This window comes from Rhodococcus koreensis (assembly GCF_900105905.1).
Classification (GTDB): Bacteria; Actinomycetota; Actinomycetes; order Mycobacteriales; family Mycobacteriaceae; genus Rhodococcus_F; species Rhodococcus_F koreensis.
Genome location: NZ_FNSV01000005.1, coordinates 455,625 through 470,148 on the forward strand (window position 1 = coordinate 455,625; position 14,524 = coordinate 470,148).

The following is a 14,524-nucleotide window of genomic DNA, read 5'->3' on the forward strand; positions in this document are numbered from 1 at the left end:
GACGGAGACGCGATCAGCCGTTGATCGGTTCGCCGATCGCAACAGGTCCGGGGCAACCCGGGGTGGCGCACTCGTACAGGTCGGTCTCGATCAGCACGCCGCCCAGGCTGGCATAGATGTAGTGCCGGAATGCGGCCTGACCGCACGTCACACAATCCTGATCGATCTGAATCCACTCGCCTCCCACGGGACGAATCCTAAGCGGACGCGACCGCCCAGCGACCGGTCGGTGCTTGGATTTGACGCGACGAAGCCCGCCTTCACCGATCGGATTCCCACCAGATCTAGTGGTGTGTCTCTGATTTAGCTGATCTTTTCCAGTGCGACGCGGCCGCGCGCAACCTTGGCGAGGATGGATTCGGCGGTCGCGGTCCATTCGTACGGTCGGGGGCTTTCATTGTGGGCATCGAGGTATTCCTCAATGGAGGCGATGAGGTGCGGTACGGAGTGAAAGACCCCGCGCCGCAGAGCTTTATCAGTCAGCTCTCGGAACCAACGTTCGACGAGATTAAGCCACGAGGAGGAGGTGGGAGTGAAGTGCAGGTGGAACCGTGGATGCTTATCGAGCCAAGCCCGGACCTTCTCGTGCTTGTGGGTGGCGTAGTTGTCCAGGATCAGATGGATCTCCAAGTCCTTGGGCACCTCACGGTCGATGGTGCGCAGAAATCTCAAGAACTCCTGGTGACGGTGGCGCGGCAGGCACTGGCCGATCACCTTGCCGGTAAGGACGTCGAGCGCGGCAAACAAGGTGGTGGTGCCGTGACGCTTGTAGTCGTGGGTCATCGTCTCGCCGCGGCCCTTGATCATCGGGAGCGAGGCCTGGGTCCGGTCGAGGGCTTGCACCGACGACTTCTCGTCCGCGCACAACACGATCGCCCGCTCGGGCGGGTTCAGATACAGACCGACGACGTCGACGAGCTTGTCCTCGAATCGCGGATCATTCGACAGTTTGAACGTCTCGACCCGGTGTGGCTTGAGTCCGCGAGCGGACCACACGCGCTGGACGGTGTCCTTGGAGACCCCGACATACTCTGCGATCGTCCGGCAACTCCAATGAGTCTCGCCTTTCGGGCGGTAGTTCTGCGTCAGGTCCACGATCTCATCGATCTTCTCCTGCGGGATCGAGGGCTTGCGACCACGACCCTTGCGCACCTCACCCAACCGCGCCATGCCGTCCTCGGCGAACCGCGCCCGCCAGTTCGCCACCGATCCCGGCGATACCGACAATGCCTGCGCGATGGCCGTGTTGGCCATGCCCTCGGACGCCATCAAGAGCGCCTTGGCCCGCACCACCTCCCGGTGTGCACCCGTCTGCGACCGCGCCAACGACTCGAGTACAACGCGCTGCCCATCGGAAATCTCCAAAGCTGGTACCGGGTTCCTCATGTACGGATTCTATCGAATCGATCAAGAATTATTTGCGAGACACACCACTAGATCGCGGCCGACGCACCACCGGCGCCGCCGAGCTCACCTGTGGGACGTCGTCGATCGCGTGGGAGATAACCACGATCTCGTTGAGCGGGAACGCTACCCGGCGGGTTACCGTGCGCGCCACTGCCCGAACTATCGGCAGCTGTTCTTAGGCGGCGTCAATCCGCAACTCAGTGTTGGTCGCCGATTCGGTGCTCTATCATGGTTACCGCCGCGGCTGCTAATCGTTCCATCGAGCGGGAAACGTCGAACGCTGCATCTTCAGCTCCCCGCGGCAGGACTACAGAGATGGCGGAAGTTTCTGTACCGCAATCACACCACCTCACCGGTCGAGTCACGGGGCGGGTGGGTCGACTTCGCCGCGCCATCCGCCGGTCTCGTTCCCGCGGTGCTCGATGAACTCCTTGAACTTCTTCATGTCGGCCTTGACTCGGTGACCGAGAACGCCGAGCTTGTCGGCAGCGTTCTCCACGAACCCTTCCGGGTCGACATCCATCTGGGCGGTCACCCAGGTCTTGTCATCGTCAAGACGGTGGAGGGTGATGACCCCGGCGTGGTTCGGGCCCGAATCCGAGGTCCAGGCCACCCGTTCGTCCGGATGCTGCTCGGTGATGGTTGCATCGAACTCACGGACCTGGCCCGCCACATCGATCACCCAGTGCACATGCGTGTCGTCGAGTTGGCGGATCTCCCGAACCCCCTCCATGAACTGCGGAAACGCCTCGAACTGAGTCCATTGGTCGTACGCGACCCGGATAGGAACATCGACATCGATGGCTTCGGTGATTGTGCTCATTACAACCCGCTTACCCGACACCCCCGCATCGAACACACCCAATCCCAATTCGAATCGTCGGATCGCCCGACCGAAACAGGCGCCACACCGAAACAGCGGCCGATTCGACCCGGGGAAAGGTCTGGCGAAAATGTGACGGTTACCTACCTGCGTGAAGGGTAATCGGGTCGACATGAACAGCTCTCCTGGCCTGAAGGTCGTGGTGATCGGCGCGACCGGCAATGTGGGGACCAGCGTCATCGACGCACTCAGCCGCGAATCCGCGATCGCCGAGATCATCGGCGTCGCGCGACGCCCGAGCAACTGGAACCCCTCACACACCACGTTCCTCACCGCGGACGCAGCACACGACGACATGAACGAGGTGGTGCGCGGCGCGGATGTCGTGGTCCATCTCGCGTGGTTGTTCCAGCCCACCCACCGCCCGCAGCACACGTGGACCAACAATGTCCTCGGCGCGATCCGGGTCTTCGAAGCAGCGGCGGCGGAGTCGGTCCCCGCCGTCGTCTACGCATCCTCGGTGGCCGCGTACTCCCCCGGCCCCTCGGATAGGAAGGTCGACGAAAAGTGGCCGACCCATGGCTGGCCCGCAGCCGCCTACCCCCGGGAAAAGGCGTACCTCGAGCGGTGGCTCGATACGTACGAAACCCGGCATCCGAGCATCCGCGTCGTGCGGATGCGCCCCGGATTCATCTTCAAACGAGAATCAGCGACCTCGCAACGCCGACTGTTCCTCGGCCCGCTGCTCCCCCGCCGACTCGTACGCCCGGACCGAATCCCACTGGTGCCCTTCGTGAACGATCTTCGGGTGCAGGTGCTCCACACCGAGGACGCAGCCGCCGCATACGCGGCAGCGGTGGTGAACCCGGTACACGGTGCGTTCAATCTGGCCGCCGAGCCACCCGTGGACGGTGCGTTCCTCGCACAAGCCTTCGGTGCCCGCGGTGTGCGGGTCGCCCCCTTCATCGTCCGCTCCGCCGTGGCGGTGGGCTGGCACCTGCACCTCATCCCCGCCTCGCCGGGACTGTTCGAGACGGTCCTGCAGATTCCATTGATGGACTGCTCCCGAGCTCGCGACGAGTTGAGCTGGACACCTCGACATTCACCCCAGGAGACCCTCGACGAGTTCCTGCTCGGAGTTCATGACGGAGCAGGGTTACCTACACCGCCCCTGCACCCGGACACCACCGCTAATCGGTTGCGGGAGTTCGCAACCGGGGTAGGCCAGCAAGCCTGAAACGCCACAAACGACCCGGCATGCGGTTCGGCCGTATCGGTGATCGGTAGGTCAGGGCTGGGAGGTGTCGTCGCGGCTCCAGGTCTCGGTTTGTGTCAGCCAGTACAGGTAGGCCAGCGCGGGTACGACCGTGACCGCGGCCAGGCCCACGACGACGAGCAGCCCGACGAGAGTGGCCGGAGCCCCAGCGGCGTCGTCGATCAGAACCTGGTCGACGAGGATCCACGGTGTTCGCGCGACGCCGTAGTTGCGACGAAGGACGAGAACCAGAGTGGCGGCCCCCGCGGCGGCGGACAAGACGACGAGGGGCAGCGCGCGGCCGAGCAGACCGTCACCGAGTGTGGGCGCATCGCGGCGTATCGGTGCGATCGCCGCGAGCGCGACCACCCTGTCCCGGCGCCGACCAGGGCGGTACGCGGCCGGAGGCGGCGGCGCCGGCAACCGCGATCGGTCCGCCTCACTCACGCCGGCGTGCGCGGCACGGGTACCGGAGGCTCGGTGTCGGTGGGCTGAGTGAGTCCGGATCACGGTCTGCATCGACCGGTCTGCTTCGGGGTACACGGCAAGCACCCGCTCCCTGTCCTTGGGGTGGTTCTCGGCGGGAGGAGGAGATCATGGTCTCGACCGACCCCGGTGATCCCGAACCTTTTCGCCTCGACGACCGTGACCTGTGTCCCAGCGTCGGCGTCGAAGAGGAATTCGTCCTCGTCGACCCGGCCACCGGTGCCCCGTTTCCCGGCAACACCGCCGTCGCCCAGGTCGGGAAAACGCTCGGCATCGACCTGCAACTGGAACTGTCGACCTGCCAGATCGAGACCGCGACCCCGCCCTGCACCAGCACCTCCGAGCTGCGGACCGAACTGCTCCGCACCCGCCGACTCGCGGCCGCCGCCGCCACCACCGCCGGTGCCCGCCTGCTGGCCACCGGCGTCCCACCCCTCGGACCGATACCGCGGTCCATCACCGACGTGCCCCGCTACCGGCGGCTGGCCGAGCACTACCGGCAGCTCGGCGACCAAGTGATCTGCGGATGCCACGTCCACGTCGGCATCCCCGACCGCGACACCGCCGCCGCGGTCTGCAACCATCTGAGGCCGTGGCTGCCCGCCCTGCTGGCCCTCGCCGCGAACTCCCCCATCACCGACGGCCGCGACACCGGCTACGCCAGCTGGCGACACATGCTCTGGTCACGCTGGCCCAGCGCCGGACCGCCCCCACACTTGCGGTCCGCCGCCCACTACGACGCCACCGTGACCGAGATGCTCGACCACGAAACCATCCTCGACACCGCCATGCTCTACTGGGACGTGCGCCTGTCCGCGCACCTGCCCACCATCGAAATCCGGGTCGCCGACGTGCCCGCCACCGCCGACGACGCCGTGCTGATCGCGGCACTGATCCGCGCACTGGTCGTCACCGCCCACACCGCCGTTCACCAGGTCCGCACCGTCACCCCGGTCGACCCCCACCGCCTGCGGGCGGCGTACTGGCGGGCCGCCCGCGACGGACTCGACGGGCACGGCATCGACCCGGTCACCGGCCACCTGGTCCCCGCTCCCGACCTGATCCTGCGACTGCTCGACCACATCCGCCCCGCCCTCGAACACACCGGCGATTACCAACAAGCGCACCAAGCCCTGCACACGGTCCTCGCCCGCGGCAACGGCGCCACCCAGCAACGCCGCACCCTCACTACCGGCACCCCACATGACCTGATCGACATGATCGGCCGGACCACCCTCGCCGAGACGTGAATGCTTTTCGGCGCTCCGCCGGCCCGCAGCGGGTACAGGCCGGCAACTTCGGGGTACCCGATGTGCAGACACACCAGTGAAGCGAGGAGGAATCATGCCCCGGGCGTCGATCAAGGACGAGAAGGTGTACCAGGAGGTGCGCAAGGATGGTGCATCCAAGGAGAAAGCGGCACGGATCGCGAACTCGGCCGCCAACCGCGGCCGATCCGGCACCGGCCGCAAGGGCGGCAAGTCGTCCTCGTACGAGGACTGGACCGTGGACGAGCTGAAGAAGAAGGCGAAAGAGGTCGGCCTGTCCGGATACTCATCCAAAAGGAAGGGTGAGTTGATCGACGCACTCCGCAACCACTGAGATCGCGAAAACCAATGTGGTACCGCCGGGTGCCCGCGGCAGATCGGTTCACGACGACACCGGAACCGGCGCCGGCGCTCACCCTTCCGGGACGAAAACGGCCGGTAAGGGGCCGCACTCCTGGACCCGAACACGGTGACGACGATGACGCTGAAGCACTCAACCCGCCCTCCGGATGCGACGAGGTTTCGCGCACGACTCGAGGCAGCACAACGCGTCGTGATGACCGCCCACCGCTGCACCGAGGAGCAGGCGTTCGACGAACTGCTCGACGTCGCCTCCCGGCGCCATCTGGACTTCGCCCACTTCGTCGACGAGTTCACCGCAATCACCGACCCCGCAGTCAACCTGACACCCGCCGATGACCACTCCAGTGCCCGGGCGATCGCGCATGAGCACCGGCAACTGCTGGCCCACTGCACTCACCAGACCGAGATCAGGGACATAGCCATCAGTCCACCGCAGGTGCGATGCCGTGTTCCACCACAGCGGACCCGACGTTTCCCGGGCAGCGGACGAACGTTTCCGGCTCGTCGCGCGGGGCACCCCACCACTATCGGCGAAAGCAACTCCCCAGGGAACCGGCATCACCTTCACCGGGCCTGCGGGGACCGAATGCGAAGGCACACGAGGATGAGTCTGCAGGTGCACGACACCATCGATCACGACGAGATCCGCCAGTGGATCCAACGCCACCACGGTGCGCCCGCCCGGAAACCGGACCCGGCCACGGCGAGCGCGGCCGAGGTTCTCCTGGTGGACTTCATCGGCGCCCGATCGGGTCACTATTTCGAACACATCTCGTGGGCGGACTGGTTCGCCTGGTTCGACGATCACCGGCTGTGCTTCCGCTACCCCACGAACCCGGACAGCCTGTTATTCCACCTGATTCGTCGCGAAGCGACTCCGCCGAGCACCAAGATGGTCAACCTCGGCCCATGACCCCACCCGGTTGGATGCGGCCGCCGTGGACCTGCTTGGCGTGGTGCAGACTCCGCGCCCAGTGACGGTCCGGATGCGGTCCGGTCACCATTATCCGGTGCGGGGTCCGCTGTGTGGGCGGACCGGTTCGGCCCACTCCGTGTGCCACCGTGCCACGGCCGCGGGAGGGCGCCGCACGCCGACCGTGACCGAGACAACGGTGCGCCCCACCCCCACCACCCGCCCCTCCGGTCAGGGTCGCCCGCAACTTTCGCACGCCGAGTCCGGACAACCCGTCGAAGGAGTAGGCGCGGACACCCCGGCACCGCAGGACGGCCACGGCCTCGGATTCGACGTCGACGAACGCCGACAACCACGCACCGACGGCCCGACAGTGACCGGCCTTGACCTCGGCGGCGGCACGGTGATCACCGCGATTCCGCACAGCAACGCCCGGCCCAGCGGAAAACCGTTCGCGCTCAGCCACAACCGGGTCTGCCCCGCATAGGAGACCGGCCGGGTCGTCGATTACACCACCACGAACCCCAACCCGGCCACCGCCTCCACCACGTCCCGGCCCGGTTCGACGACGGCCGCCTGCCCGAGATGGGCGAAGAATTGCTGCCACGCTTGTCGGTGGCTTCGACCCGAGTCACCGACGGTCAGCAGGTGAGCGAAGGCCGACAGGTCCGCCACACCGCCGTCGAGGTCGAACATCACCACCCGCTCGCGTCCGCTCACCTCCTCGACCCTAGCCACCGGCCCCCCAGACATCCCGACGCCACGCCTGCACCGGGAAGGGGCCCGGGCTGTCGCACCAGAGTCGTAGAGCGCAACAACGGTGGCGGGCACCCACCAGCCCGGAACCCACGGATCTCGTGGACCGGGCCGGTTTCGTGGACGTCGAGGAGCACAGTTCTGCACCGCGGGGATCTGACGGTGCGGGACAGCCGGACCGTATGGATTGCCCGACGCCCCTGAGCCCGACGGACGGAGTGGAACTCCCTCGGAGCACCCCGTCGGGGTCGGCGACCTACGTGGGCGACCTACAGCTGTGTCAGGAGCCGTTGATCACCAGATCCAACAGCCAGACCAGCCACGGTATGCCGCCCTCGATCGGCAACTCCCACATCGTTCCCTCCCAGTGTTTTTCGGTGCGTGACACCGTCATTGTGCCCGACCGCCATCGAGGGCGATTCACACCGCCTCGCCGACGCCCTCGCTGACAAGGGCGTGCACTGACTCGACCAGCGACGTGGACACCCGCCACCGACCGCCATCGGTCTGCAACGACCCCACATCCCGGTCTGTTGACGTCCACAGATCCGGAGATTCATGTCCGTCGGCCCGGGCTTCCTCGTGTCCGTTGACATGTGGGTAGCGCACCACCGTTTCGGGTAACCGGACGGCGAATGACAACGCGGAGTGACCGATGTCGGCGGGGCGACGTCGAAGTGACTCAACAGATTGAATTGCGGTGCATCCGACCGGATGCGCCGGACCGAGAGGGTGGACAGAATCGTGCCTTGTACCGACGAAGACCCCGATAGCACCCTGGGCGCCGATTTCGGATCCGACCACGATCCGATCCTCTGGCCCGATCCCAGTCCGTTGGACCTGTGGTGGCAACGGGTGATGTCCGAAAGCCTCCGCCGGTCCCGGGAACCGGGAACCCGGCCGGTGCGCCCACCCGCATCGAGAAACTCCCACACCAGTAATCGCCGACCGCACGCCAGTTAGACCAATCAGACTCAACGCTCGACGCCAAGGCCGTGAGAAGGGGCGTGCCTACGCGCGCGCCGATCAAGACGCGTCGCAGGTCCACTGCGCACGTTGACGGGTCAGCACGCTTCAGCGCATGAAGACGCTCGTCGCGGTCGTGGTGACGGGTGGACCGATCTTGGTCGCGAGCAGGCCAAGGGGTAACCCGGCACATCGAGGTGGCACTCGCCGGGCACATTGCGAGTAGACCCCGGCCGGTACACCCATCGCCCTGTCGGCGGACGGTCCCTGGCGTCGTGCCCGTTGCTGCTATCCGGTGTGTCGTCCGCTGTAGGCGCACAACGCTCCCCACCCTGCGGCGAACCCGGCGACCTTGGCCTTGGCCGCAGCATCAGGCAGCTCGATCCCGAAGACCACGGCGTCACCGAAATCGGAGACCACCCGGACCGCGACGGCGACGCGCAGCGCCGCCCCGGACGGCGCCGCGGCGAGGGCAAGTCCACTGGCCACATCGCGCACCCCCACCGCCCGGACCACCGTGGCAACCTCGGGTGGGACACCGCCATCGGCACGGGTGAGCTTGCAGGGCTTCGCCAGAAGCTTCAGGGAGACGATGATCGCGGCACTGTACGCGGCGGTCAGGACACCCAGCACTCGGGGAAGAACACGCGCGGCGGAAGTCGAAGACATGGTCGGCGGGTACCCCGCACCGGCGCCGCACACGCCACCACCGCACAGTTCACCGGGCCCGCCGGTAGCAGGCACCCTGACCGAGTCTGCACGGTCCGTTTCAGCTCGCGTGCGCGTGTCGGCGCGGCAGCTGGGCGAGCAGCTGCGCCCACTCATCGAACCGCACGGCGTCCGGAGTCCGCCGGCGGTTCGGGGATCCGGCGGCGAGGTCGACCAGATTCCGGGCCGCCCCGACCACGGTCAGGTGATGACGGCGGGAGACGTCGAGGAGTTCGTCGAACGCCTGGGCGTCGCTGCAACCGCGGGCGGCCATCAGGATGCCCTTCGCGGTCGCGAGAAGTTCGCGACCATCCGGGCGCCGGCGGGGAACCAGGCGCGTCGGGGCCGGAACCGCGGTCAGGGGTGATGCTGCGGTGTCCTCGATCATGTGATGCGTCCTTTGCTCTCGTGCACCGACCGGGACGTGCCGGGGTGCCGGCAACCATCCCGAGCGGCCGTGAATGTGAGCCACGTCTACCGGACCGCCACCCGGGACCGGCGCGGCCGGGGCCGGGGCCGGGGCCGAACATGGCGGCATGACAGGGCGGTGTGCGCCACCGCCGGTCAGGTGGGCAGAGAGGAGAGAACAGTCAGTGCGCTCAGGGTCAGGGTGACGATCAAACCGCCGGCGATGGCTCCGCCACTGCCTGCACCGAGAACCAAGACCTCGTTGTCGTGGGGAGCGTTCCGCGGAATGTCGGTCATCGGTTCTCCTAGCGTGCCTGACTCGCCGCAACGAGTTTATCTGTGTCGAAGAATATAGATTTTGTTTTACCTCTAGGCAATGAAAAGCGCAAGCCCGAAATCGCCGAACGAGTCACCCACAGCCCTGCTCCGGGCTGGCGACGGCCACGTCTCCACCCCACTCCACCGCCGCGCTGTCGCCCGGTAGGGACCCACCACTGTCATGTGCACGAAGGACATCGGCGGCCAAAAGCCGGCGAGCAGACACAACCTGACAGGACCGGAGACGCGTTGGGGTGCGGCTGACCTGCCGCCGTTTAATGGGTTACCCGGTCACCGCGGACCACCCCGGCGGGTGCTCACGATCCCCACCGCGCCAGGAGCTTGTGTCCACCGCACGCGGCGCCCCGCAAGCGTGAGCCGCCATCGGCTCCTCTAGTCTGACGGATCCGAACACCCGAAACATAAGGAAAGATCAGTCATGGCCACCGACTACGACGCACCACGAGTCACCGAATCCGACGAGCCGGACACCTCCCTCGAACAGCTGACCGCCAGCCGCAAAGACACCCAGTCCCCCGCCGTCGACGTCGAAGACACCGACACCGCCGAATCATTCGAGCTGCCCGGCGCGGACCTGTCCGGTGAAGAACTCACCGTCCGCGTCATCCCCAAGCAGGTTGACGAATTCACCTGCACCAGTTGCTTCCTGGTCCACCACCGCAGCCGCCTCGCCAACGCTGGGCAACAACTCTGCCGCGACTGCGCCTGAACACCTCGGACCCACCGAGAAGCGCGGCCGCCCTCGGATTGGTCGGCCATCGCACACCCTCGATACCGACGCCACGATCTAGTTCGCCCTTCAAAGGGCCTCCCTGCGGGCCCGAGGCGACACGTCGGGGGGCGGGCGGGGCTCGTATCCGCGACCAACCGATTACGAGTCCACGGCTCTCACCGACTGAGCTACCGCGCCATCACCGCATTACCCCGCTCTCGCGGGACCTGGCGATGGTATCTCCAGACCACTGACCGTCCCGCTCATGCCCGGGGGACGGGCTTCACGCGCGCCCGAAGAGCTGCCGCACCCCACCGTCCTCGTCGACCGCGTACAACGCCATCCCCAACAGATCCAGAATCCGCTGCGGTGCCCGCACCGCGGCGTCCACCGATCGCGGCTCGTCCCTCACGACCAGCGCAAACGACACCGACTGATCCGCCTCGCTCGGCATCCGCCGCACCAGCTGACCGATGGCGGTATCGACATCCAAATCCGGCGCGACGGTCGCAGCCTTGACCTCGACGTAGAGCAGGTGGCAGTCCTTCTCGGCGACGATGTCGACGACATCCTCATCGGTCCGGACTACCCAGCCCTGAGATGACAACCATTCCGCGAAGTCCCGGACCACGCGAGCCTCATCACCTGCCATACCGGACACGGTAAGCCAGAAAACCGTCAGTTCCGAACAACACCACAGCACAAAACACGTCCGGTGCGGCACGCGACCCAGCAATACCCCGGCAGATCGTGCGGTGAGATCGACGTAACCCTCAGGACCTCATTTGGTACGGGGCGACAGTTCTTGGCACCGACACTCACCCAGCAGGTGCCAGCGGAACTCCCATCGGCCCCTCGGTGCACACTGTCGACCAGCGCTCGTGAATGCGAACTCCGGTGCCAGTCGCACCGACCGTTCGCCCGCGTTCATGGCTGTGACACAGGCGCGCTCATCTCCGGTGAGTCTGGCTTCGAAGAGACAGGCAAGTGGGTCACGCTCAAGAGCGGACACCACTCGGTTCAGCCGCCCACAGCCGGCAACTTTGCCGCAGCGTCATGGAAGGCACGCACGATTGCGGCCGAAATCCGACCGCGCAAGGACACTTGACGGCCCTCCTTGATCGCCCACTCTCGAATCTCCTTGGCCGTCTTCTTCGCCGGAGCCGTGCCCGCCGCCGCTCCCTCCACCGGAGCCTCCTTCTCGACAACCTTCTCCGCGGCCTTCATCTCCCCGGCAGTCTTCCCCGCTGCTGTCTTCCCCGCTGCCATCTTCTTCGCCGGAGCCGTACCCGCCGCCGCTCCCTCCACCGGAGCCTCCTTCTCGACGACCTTCTCCACGGCCGTCTTCTTCGCAGTCGTCTTGTTCGGCCCTGTCGTCTTCACCGGAGACTTCTTCGCGGCCGTTTTCTTCGCGGGAGCCTTCCCCGCGACTATCTTCTTCGCGACTACCTTCTTCGCGGCCGCCTTCTTCACCGGCGCCGCTTTTGCCTGAACCTTCGTCGCCTGAGCGTCATGGAAAGCTTGCACGATCTCGGCCGAAATCTGGCCGCGGGGAGACACTTCGCGACCCTCTCCGATCGCCCACTCTCGAATATCCTTGGTCGTCGTCTTCGCCGGAGACTTGCTCACCGCCGGTACCTTCGTGGCGACAATCTTCTCCGCAGTCGTCGACTTCGCCCCTGCCGCTTTCGCCGGAGACTTCCTCGCAGACGCCTTCTTCTCAGCCGTCTTCTTCGCCGGAGCCTTCTTCTCAGCCGTCTTCTTCGCCGGAGCCTTCTTCTCAGCCGTCTTCTTCGCCGGAGCCTTCTTCTCAGCCGTCTTCTTCGCGGGAGCCTTCTCCCCGACTATCTTCTCTGCGACTGCCTTCTTCACCGGCGCCGCTTTTGCCTGAGTCTTCGTCGCCTGAGCGTCATGGAAAGCTTGCTCGATCTCGGCCGAAATCCGGCCGCGGGGAGACACTTCGCGACCCTCTCCGATCGCCCACTCTCGAATATCCTTGGTCGTCGTCTTCGCCGGAGACTTGCTCATCGCCGGTACCTTCGTGGCGACAATCTTCTCCGCAGTCGTCGACTTCGCGCCTGCCGCTTTCGCCGGAGACTTCCTCGCAGACGCCTTCTTCTCAGACGCCTTCTTCTCAGACGCCTTCTTCGGCCCGGTCGTCTTCGCCGGAGACTTCTTCGCGGCCGTCTTCTTCGCGGCCGCCTTCTTCGCCGGCACCGCTTTTGCCTGAACCTTCGTCGCCTGAGCGTCATGGAAAGCTTGCACGATTTCGGCCGAAATCCGGCCGCGGGGAGACACTTCGCGGCCCTCGCCGATCGCCCACTCGCGGATCTCCTTGGTCGTCCCCTTCGCCGAACCTTCGGATATCCTCGGTGATACCGCCATCGTGCTCTCCTTCTACGTCAGGGCAATCGTCGAACGCACACAGTAACGGCAGGCTCGTCCCGGAAATGAGGAGCTCACCGAACTAACAATTCAACGTCTTTAAGACATTGTCCATGTGGGCAGACCACACACGATCCTCTTCGAGCTCAATATCACATCGCGCCGAGCTTCATGCAGGACGAGCACGACGCACCCCGACAGGGACTATTCTCCGCCGAAATCCCGAAATTGTCTCGGCAGCTGCGGCATCCGAGTGGTTGACATTGACGAATTCGGTGTTCACGGTGCCGAGCAGGGTGGGCGCCTGACGGCCCACCACCTGCTCACCGAATCCTGTGCCGCAATTCCGGCGGTGCAGCTTCTCCCGGACTCGGGTCACAGCGGCTCCGAACCTTTACGTCGCGAAGGCCGCGCGCCGGCCACATTCCCGGCAGCCCGGAGAACACCGTCGTGGCCGTGCGACCGCATTCGGAGTGTGGTCACCCCCAGCCGGCATCATTCTCCTCCGCACCGCACTCACACAGGGTTCACCCGAAACCGACTGCGGCACCGTACACACGTGTGGAGACAACTCGACACACCACCGCGAGGAGCAACAGGCACCGGGACAGCCACCCCCTCGCGACGACTGTGGGGCGCGGCCGGGCGAGAAACCGCGGGTGCTCACTCCGATCAGTTGGCGTCAGCCCGTACGTCGCCGCGTTATCCCAATGTCAGATCGAAAATCGTGAAGGAGCGAGGCGAGCACCATCTCTCGGGTCCGTCCGTCGGCATCGAGCGGCGTCGTGACCGGCGGACGCGAGGATGAAACCGGATCCGGTCTCGCCGTTGCCGCTCTGATCCTTGGTGCCATCGAACTCACCGCCGTCGTGGTGGCAGCCGTTGTAGTTCTGGTTTCCCTGCACTGAACCGAATGCCCGGCTGGTCACCGACGTACGTCGACGCCTGTCTGAGCGTTCCCGAAACGCCAGGGAAGCGTCATCGCCTCTCACAGGGTCAGCCATCCCCGCGCGGAAGCCCACACGGCGAATCAGACCCATCCCGCGGCGTCGCGACGACCCTGCGAGTCGGCCACACCGACGACTGCAGTCCGAACCGGAGACGTCACCCCACCACTCGGCAACGGCCTGTGCCTGGGCTTTCCTCGCGCGCGCTCGGCGCCTCGGCGCATGCCCGGCCTTGCGGTGTGGGCCGGTGGTTATCGTCCTTCGACCAGTTTGCCGTCGACACGCCGCGAGACCAACGGCTCGGCGCCGAGTCTGCGGTCGACGTGGATGAGGGTGACCTGTGTGATCGCCGCTGCGAGCGTACTTTCGAACGCCGCGCGGGCGTGGGCTGCACACCGGCTCACCGAACCCTGCTCATAGAGCCGTGCGACCGCCGCGGGCGGTGTGAACCTGCCACCCATCCGGTCCTGCCCGCTGATCCCCCGGATCCGGCCCTCCCACCACCGGCGCACCGCCTGCTCATGGGCGATCGACGCCGGTACTTCGACGTCGACGATGCGCACGTCGGTGTAGTCGCGCGCACTGAGCTGGGCCATGAGGATGCCACCTTGCGGACCCCATTGCAGGGTGCCTTCGATGACGACGTTCTCGCGTCGTTGCAGGCACACCTCGCGGACGTCGTCGATGACTTCGGTGGATTCGGCGTGGACCAGGGCCGCGAGTTCCCGGGGGGGCTATCGGGTGCGCATCGGCGAGCGTCGTCGACAGCAGGTCCGCGTAGTGGCCGT

Annotated in this window: 17 protein-coding genes and 1 pseudogene; 6 read left to right on the forward strand and 12 right to left on the reverse strand. The window is 66.0% G+C overall.

Going from position 1 to position 14,524, the window contains the following annotated elements:
- Positions 1-13 precede the first annotated feature (13 nt).
- From BLV94_RS49370 to BLV94_RS06410, 3 genes are all read right to left on the reverse strand, one after another.
- Complete coding sequence (locus tag BLV94_RS49370; RefSeq protein WP_016881833.1) at positions 14-187, reverse strand: hypothetical protein; 174 nt, start codon at positions 185-187, stop codon at positions 14-16.
- 116 nt (positions 188-303) lie between these two features.
- Positions 304-1,386, reverse strand: a complete 1,083-nt coding sequence (locus BLV94_RS06405) for an IS630 family transposase (RefSeq protein WP_072943866.1) — start codon at positions 1,384-1,386, stop codon at positions 304-306.
- A 382-nt stretch (positions 1,387-1,768) separates the two neighbouring features.
- Entirely contained in the window at positions 1,769-2,230 is a 462-nt protein-coding gene (locus BLV94_RS06410; protein ID WP_072943867.1) for an SRPBCC family protein, read from the reverse strand.
- A 172-nt stretch (positions 2,231-2,402) separates the two neighbouring features.
- Between BLV94_RS06410 and BLV94_RS06415 the strand changes: the two genes are divergently transcribed.
- Positions 2,403-3,467, forward strand: a complete 1,065-nt coding sequence (locus tag BLV94_RS06415; RefSeq protein WP_072943869.1) for an NAD-dependent epimerase/dehydratase family protein — start codon at positions 2,403-2,405, stop codon at positions 3,465-3,467.
- Between the two features lie 51 nt (positions 3,468-3,518).
- Here BLV94_RS06415 and BLV94_RS48470 read toward each other — a convergent pair whose 3' ends face one another.
- Positions 3,519-3,932, reverse strand: a complete 414-nt coding sequence (locus tag BLV94_RS48470) for a hypothetical protein (RefSeq protein WP_143051353.1) — start codon at positions 3,930-3,932, stop codon at positions 3,519-3,521.
- A 149-nt stretch (positions 3,933-4,081) separates the two neighbouring features.
- On the opposite strand from BLV94_RS48470, the gene BLV94_RS06425 reads away from it, so the two are divergent.
- Together BLV94_RS06425 and BLV94_RS06430 are read left to right on the forward strand one after the other, a co-directional pair.
- On the forward strand, positions 4,082-5,221 hold the full coding sequence (locus BLV94_RS06425; RefSeq protein ID WP_016881838.1) for a carboxylate-amine ligase: 1,140 nt from the start codon (positions 4,082-4,084) through the stop codon (positions 5,219-5,221).
- A 94-nt stretch (positions 5,222-5,315) separates the two neighbouring features.
- Entirely contained in the window at positions 5,316-5,573 is a 258-nt protein-coding gene (locus BLV94_RS06430) for a DUF7218 family protein (protein ID WP_016881839.1), read from the forward strand.
- A 159-nt stretch (positions 5,574-5,732) separates the two neighbouring features.
- On the opposite strand, the gene BLV94_RS50550 is transcribed toward BLV94_RS06430, so the two are convergent.
- Entirely contained in the window at positions 5,733-5,999 is a 267-nt protein-coding gene (locus tag BLV94_RS50550; protein WP_237724026.1) for a hypothetical protein, read from the reverse strand.
- A 207-nt stretch (positions 6,000-6,206) separates the two neighbouring features.
- Between BLV94_RS50550 and BLV94_RS50555 the strand changes: the two genes are divergently transcribed.
- Positions 6,207-6,515 carry a hypothetical protein gene (locus BLV94_RS50555; RefSeq protein ID WP_037196677.1) on the forward strand — a complete coding sequence of 103 codons (309 nt, stop codon included), beginning with the start codon at positions 6,207-6,209 and terminating at the stop codon, positions 6,513-6,515.
- 184 nt (positions 6,516-6,699) lie between these two features.
- On the forward strand, positions 6,700-7,002 hold the full coding sequence (locus BLV94_RS50560) for a hypothetical protein (RefSeq protein WP_237724027.1): 303 nt from the start codon (positions 6,700-6,702) through the stop codon (positions 7,000-7,002).
- Positions 7,003-7,022: 20 nt separating this feature from the next.
- Here BLV94_RS50560 and BLV94_RS50565 read toward each other — a convergent pair whose 3' ends face one another.
- The 4 genes from BLV94_RS50565 to BLV94_RS49375 all read right to left on the reverse strand — a co-directional run bounded on the left by BLV94_RS50565 (position 7,023) and on the right by BLV94_RS49375 (position 9,650).
- Entirely contained in the window at positions 7,023-7,235 is a 213-nt protein-coding gene (locus BLV94_RS50565; RefSeq protein ID WP_016881842.1) for a hypothetical protein, read from the reverse strand.
- A gap of 1,290 nt (positions 7,236-8,525) precedes the next feature.
- On the reverse strand, positions 8,526-8,906 hold the full coding sequence (locus tag BLV94_RS06455) for a hypothetical protein (RefSeq protein ID WP_051004153.1): 381 nt from the start codon (positions 8,904-8,906) through the stop codon (positions 8,526-8,528).
- A gap of 100 nt (positions 8,907-9,006) precedes the next feature.
- The gene (locus BLV94_RS06460) at positions 9,007-9,333 is read right to left on the reverse strand and encodes an ANTAR domain-containing protein (protein ID WP_016881846.1); all 327 of its coding nucleotides are present in this window, start codon (positions 9,331-9,333) and stop codon (positions 9,007-9,009) included.
- A gap of 176 nt (positions 9,334-9,509) precedes the next feature.
- Positions 9,510-9,650, reverse strand: a complete 141-nt coding sequence (locus BLV94_RS49375) for a hypothetical protein (protein ID WP_016881847.1) — start codon at positions 9,648-9,650, stop codon at positions 9,510-9,512.
- 460 nt (positions 9,651-10,110) lie between these two features.
- Between BLV94_RS49375 and BLV94_RS06465 the strand changes: the two genes are divergently transcribed.
- Positions 10,111-10,401, forward strand: a complete 291-nt coding sequence (locus BLV94_RS06465) for a DUF4193 domain-containing protein (protein ID WP_016881848.1) — start codon at positions 10,111-10,113, stop codon at positions 10,399-10,401.
- Between the two features lie 286 nt (positions 10,402-10,687).
- Here BLV94_RS06465 and BLV94_RS06470 read toward each other — a convergent pair whose 3' ends face one another.
- The 3 genes and pseudogenes from BLV94_RS06470 to BLV94_RS06485 all read right to left on the reverse strand — a co-directional run.
- Positions 10,688-11,035: a hypothetical protein gene (locus tag BLV94_RS06470; RefSeq protein ID WP_072943873.1), complete on the reverse strand. Its 348-nt coding sequence runs from the start codon at positions 11,033-11,035 to the stop codon at positions 10,688-10,690.
- A 389-nt stretch (positions 11,036-11,424) separates the two neighbouring features.
- Positions 11,425-12,789 (reverse strand): Lsr2 family DNA-binding protein, encoded by a 1,365-nt coding sequence (locus tag BLV94_RS51735; RefSeq protein WP_074933651.1) that lies wholly within the window; start codon positions 12,787-12,789, stop codon positions 11,425-11,427.
- Between the two features lie 1,198 nt (positions 12,790-13,987).
- Positions 13,988-14,452 (reverse strand): annotated as a pseudogene (locus BLV94_RS06485) (zeta toxin family protein); the annotation flags it as partial.
- Positions 14,453-14,524: the final 72 nt, after the last annotated feature.

What these genes read in the sequence shown, in the direction of transcription:
- BLV94_RS06405 (WP_072943866.1), bottom strand. Translation starts at nt 1,386, where the DNA reads ATGAGGAACCCGGTACCAGCTTTGGAGATTTCCGATGGGCAGCGCGTT.
- BLV94_RS06410 (WP_072943867.1), bottom strand. Translation starts at nt 2,230, where the DNA reads ATGAGCACAATCACCGAAGCCATCGATGTCGATGTTCCTATCCGGGTC.
- BLV94_RS06415 (WP_072943869.1), top strand. Translation starts at nt 2,403, where the DNA reads ATGAACAGCTCTCCTGGCCTGAAGGTCGTGGTGATCGGCGCGACCGGC.
- BLV94_RS06425 (WP_016881838.1), top strand. Translation starts at nt 4,082, where the DNA reads ATGGTCTCGACCGACCCCGGTGATCCCGAACCTTTTCGCCTCGACGAC.
- BLV94_RS06430 (WP_016881839.1), top strand. Translation starts at nt 5,316, where the DNA reads ATGCCCCGGGCGTCGATCAAGGACGAGAAGGTGTACCAGGAGGTGCGC.
- BLV94_RS50555 (WP_037196677.1), top strand. Translation starts at nt 6,207, where the DNA reads ATGAGTCTGCAGGTGCACGACACCATCGATCACGACGAGATCCGCCAG.
- BLV94_RS06455 (WP_051004153.1), bottom strand. Translation starts at nt 8,906, where the DNA reads ATGTCTTCGACTTCCGCCGCGCGTGTTCTTCCCCGAGTGCTGGGTGTC.
- BLV94_RS06460 (WP_016881846.1), bottom strand. Translation starts at nt 9,333, where the DNA reads ATGATCGAGGACACCGCAGCATCACCCCTGACCGCGGTTCCGGCCCCG.
- BLV94_RS49375 (WP_016881847.1), bottom strand. Translation starts at nt 9,650, where the DNA reads ATGACCGACATTCCGCGGAACGCTCCCCACGACAACGAGGTCTTGGTT.
- BLV94_RS06465 (WP_016881848.1), top strand. Translation starts at nt 10,111, where the DNA reads ATGGCCACCGACTACGACGCACCACGAGTCACCGAATCCGACGAGCCG.
- BLV94_RS51735 (WP_074933651.1), bottom strand. Translation starts at nt 12,789, where the DNA reads ATGGCGGTATCACCGAGGATATCCGAAGGTTCGGCGAAGGGGACGACC.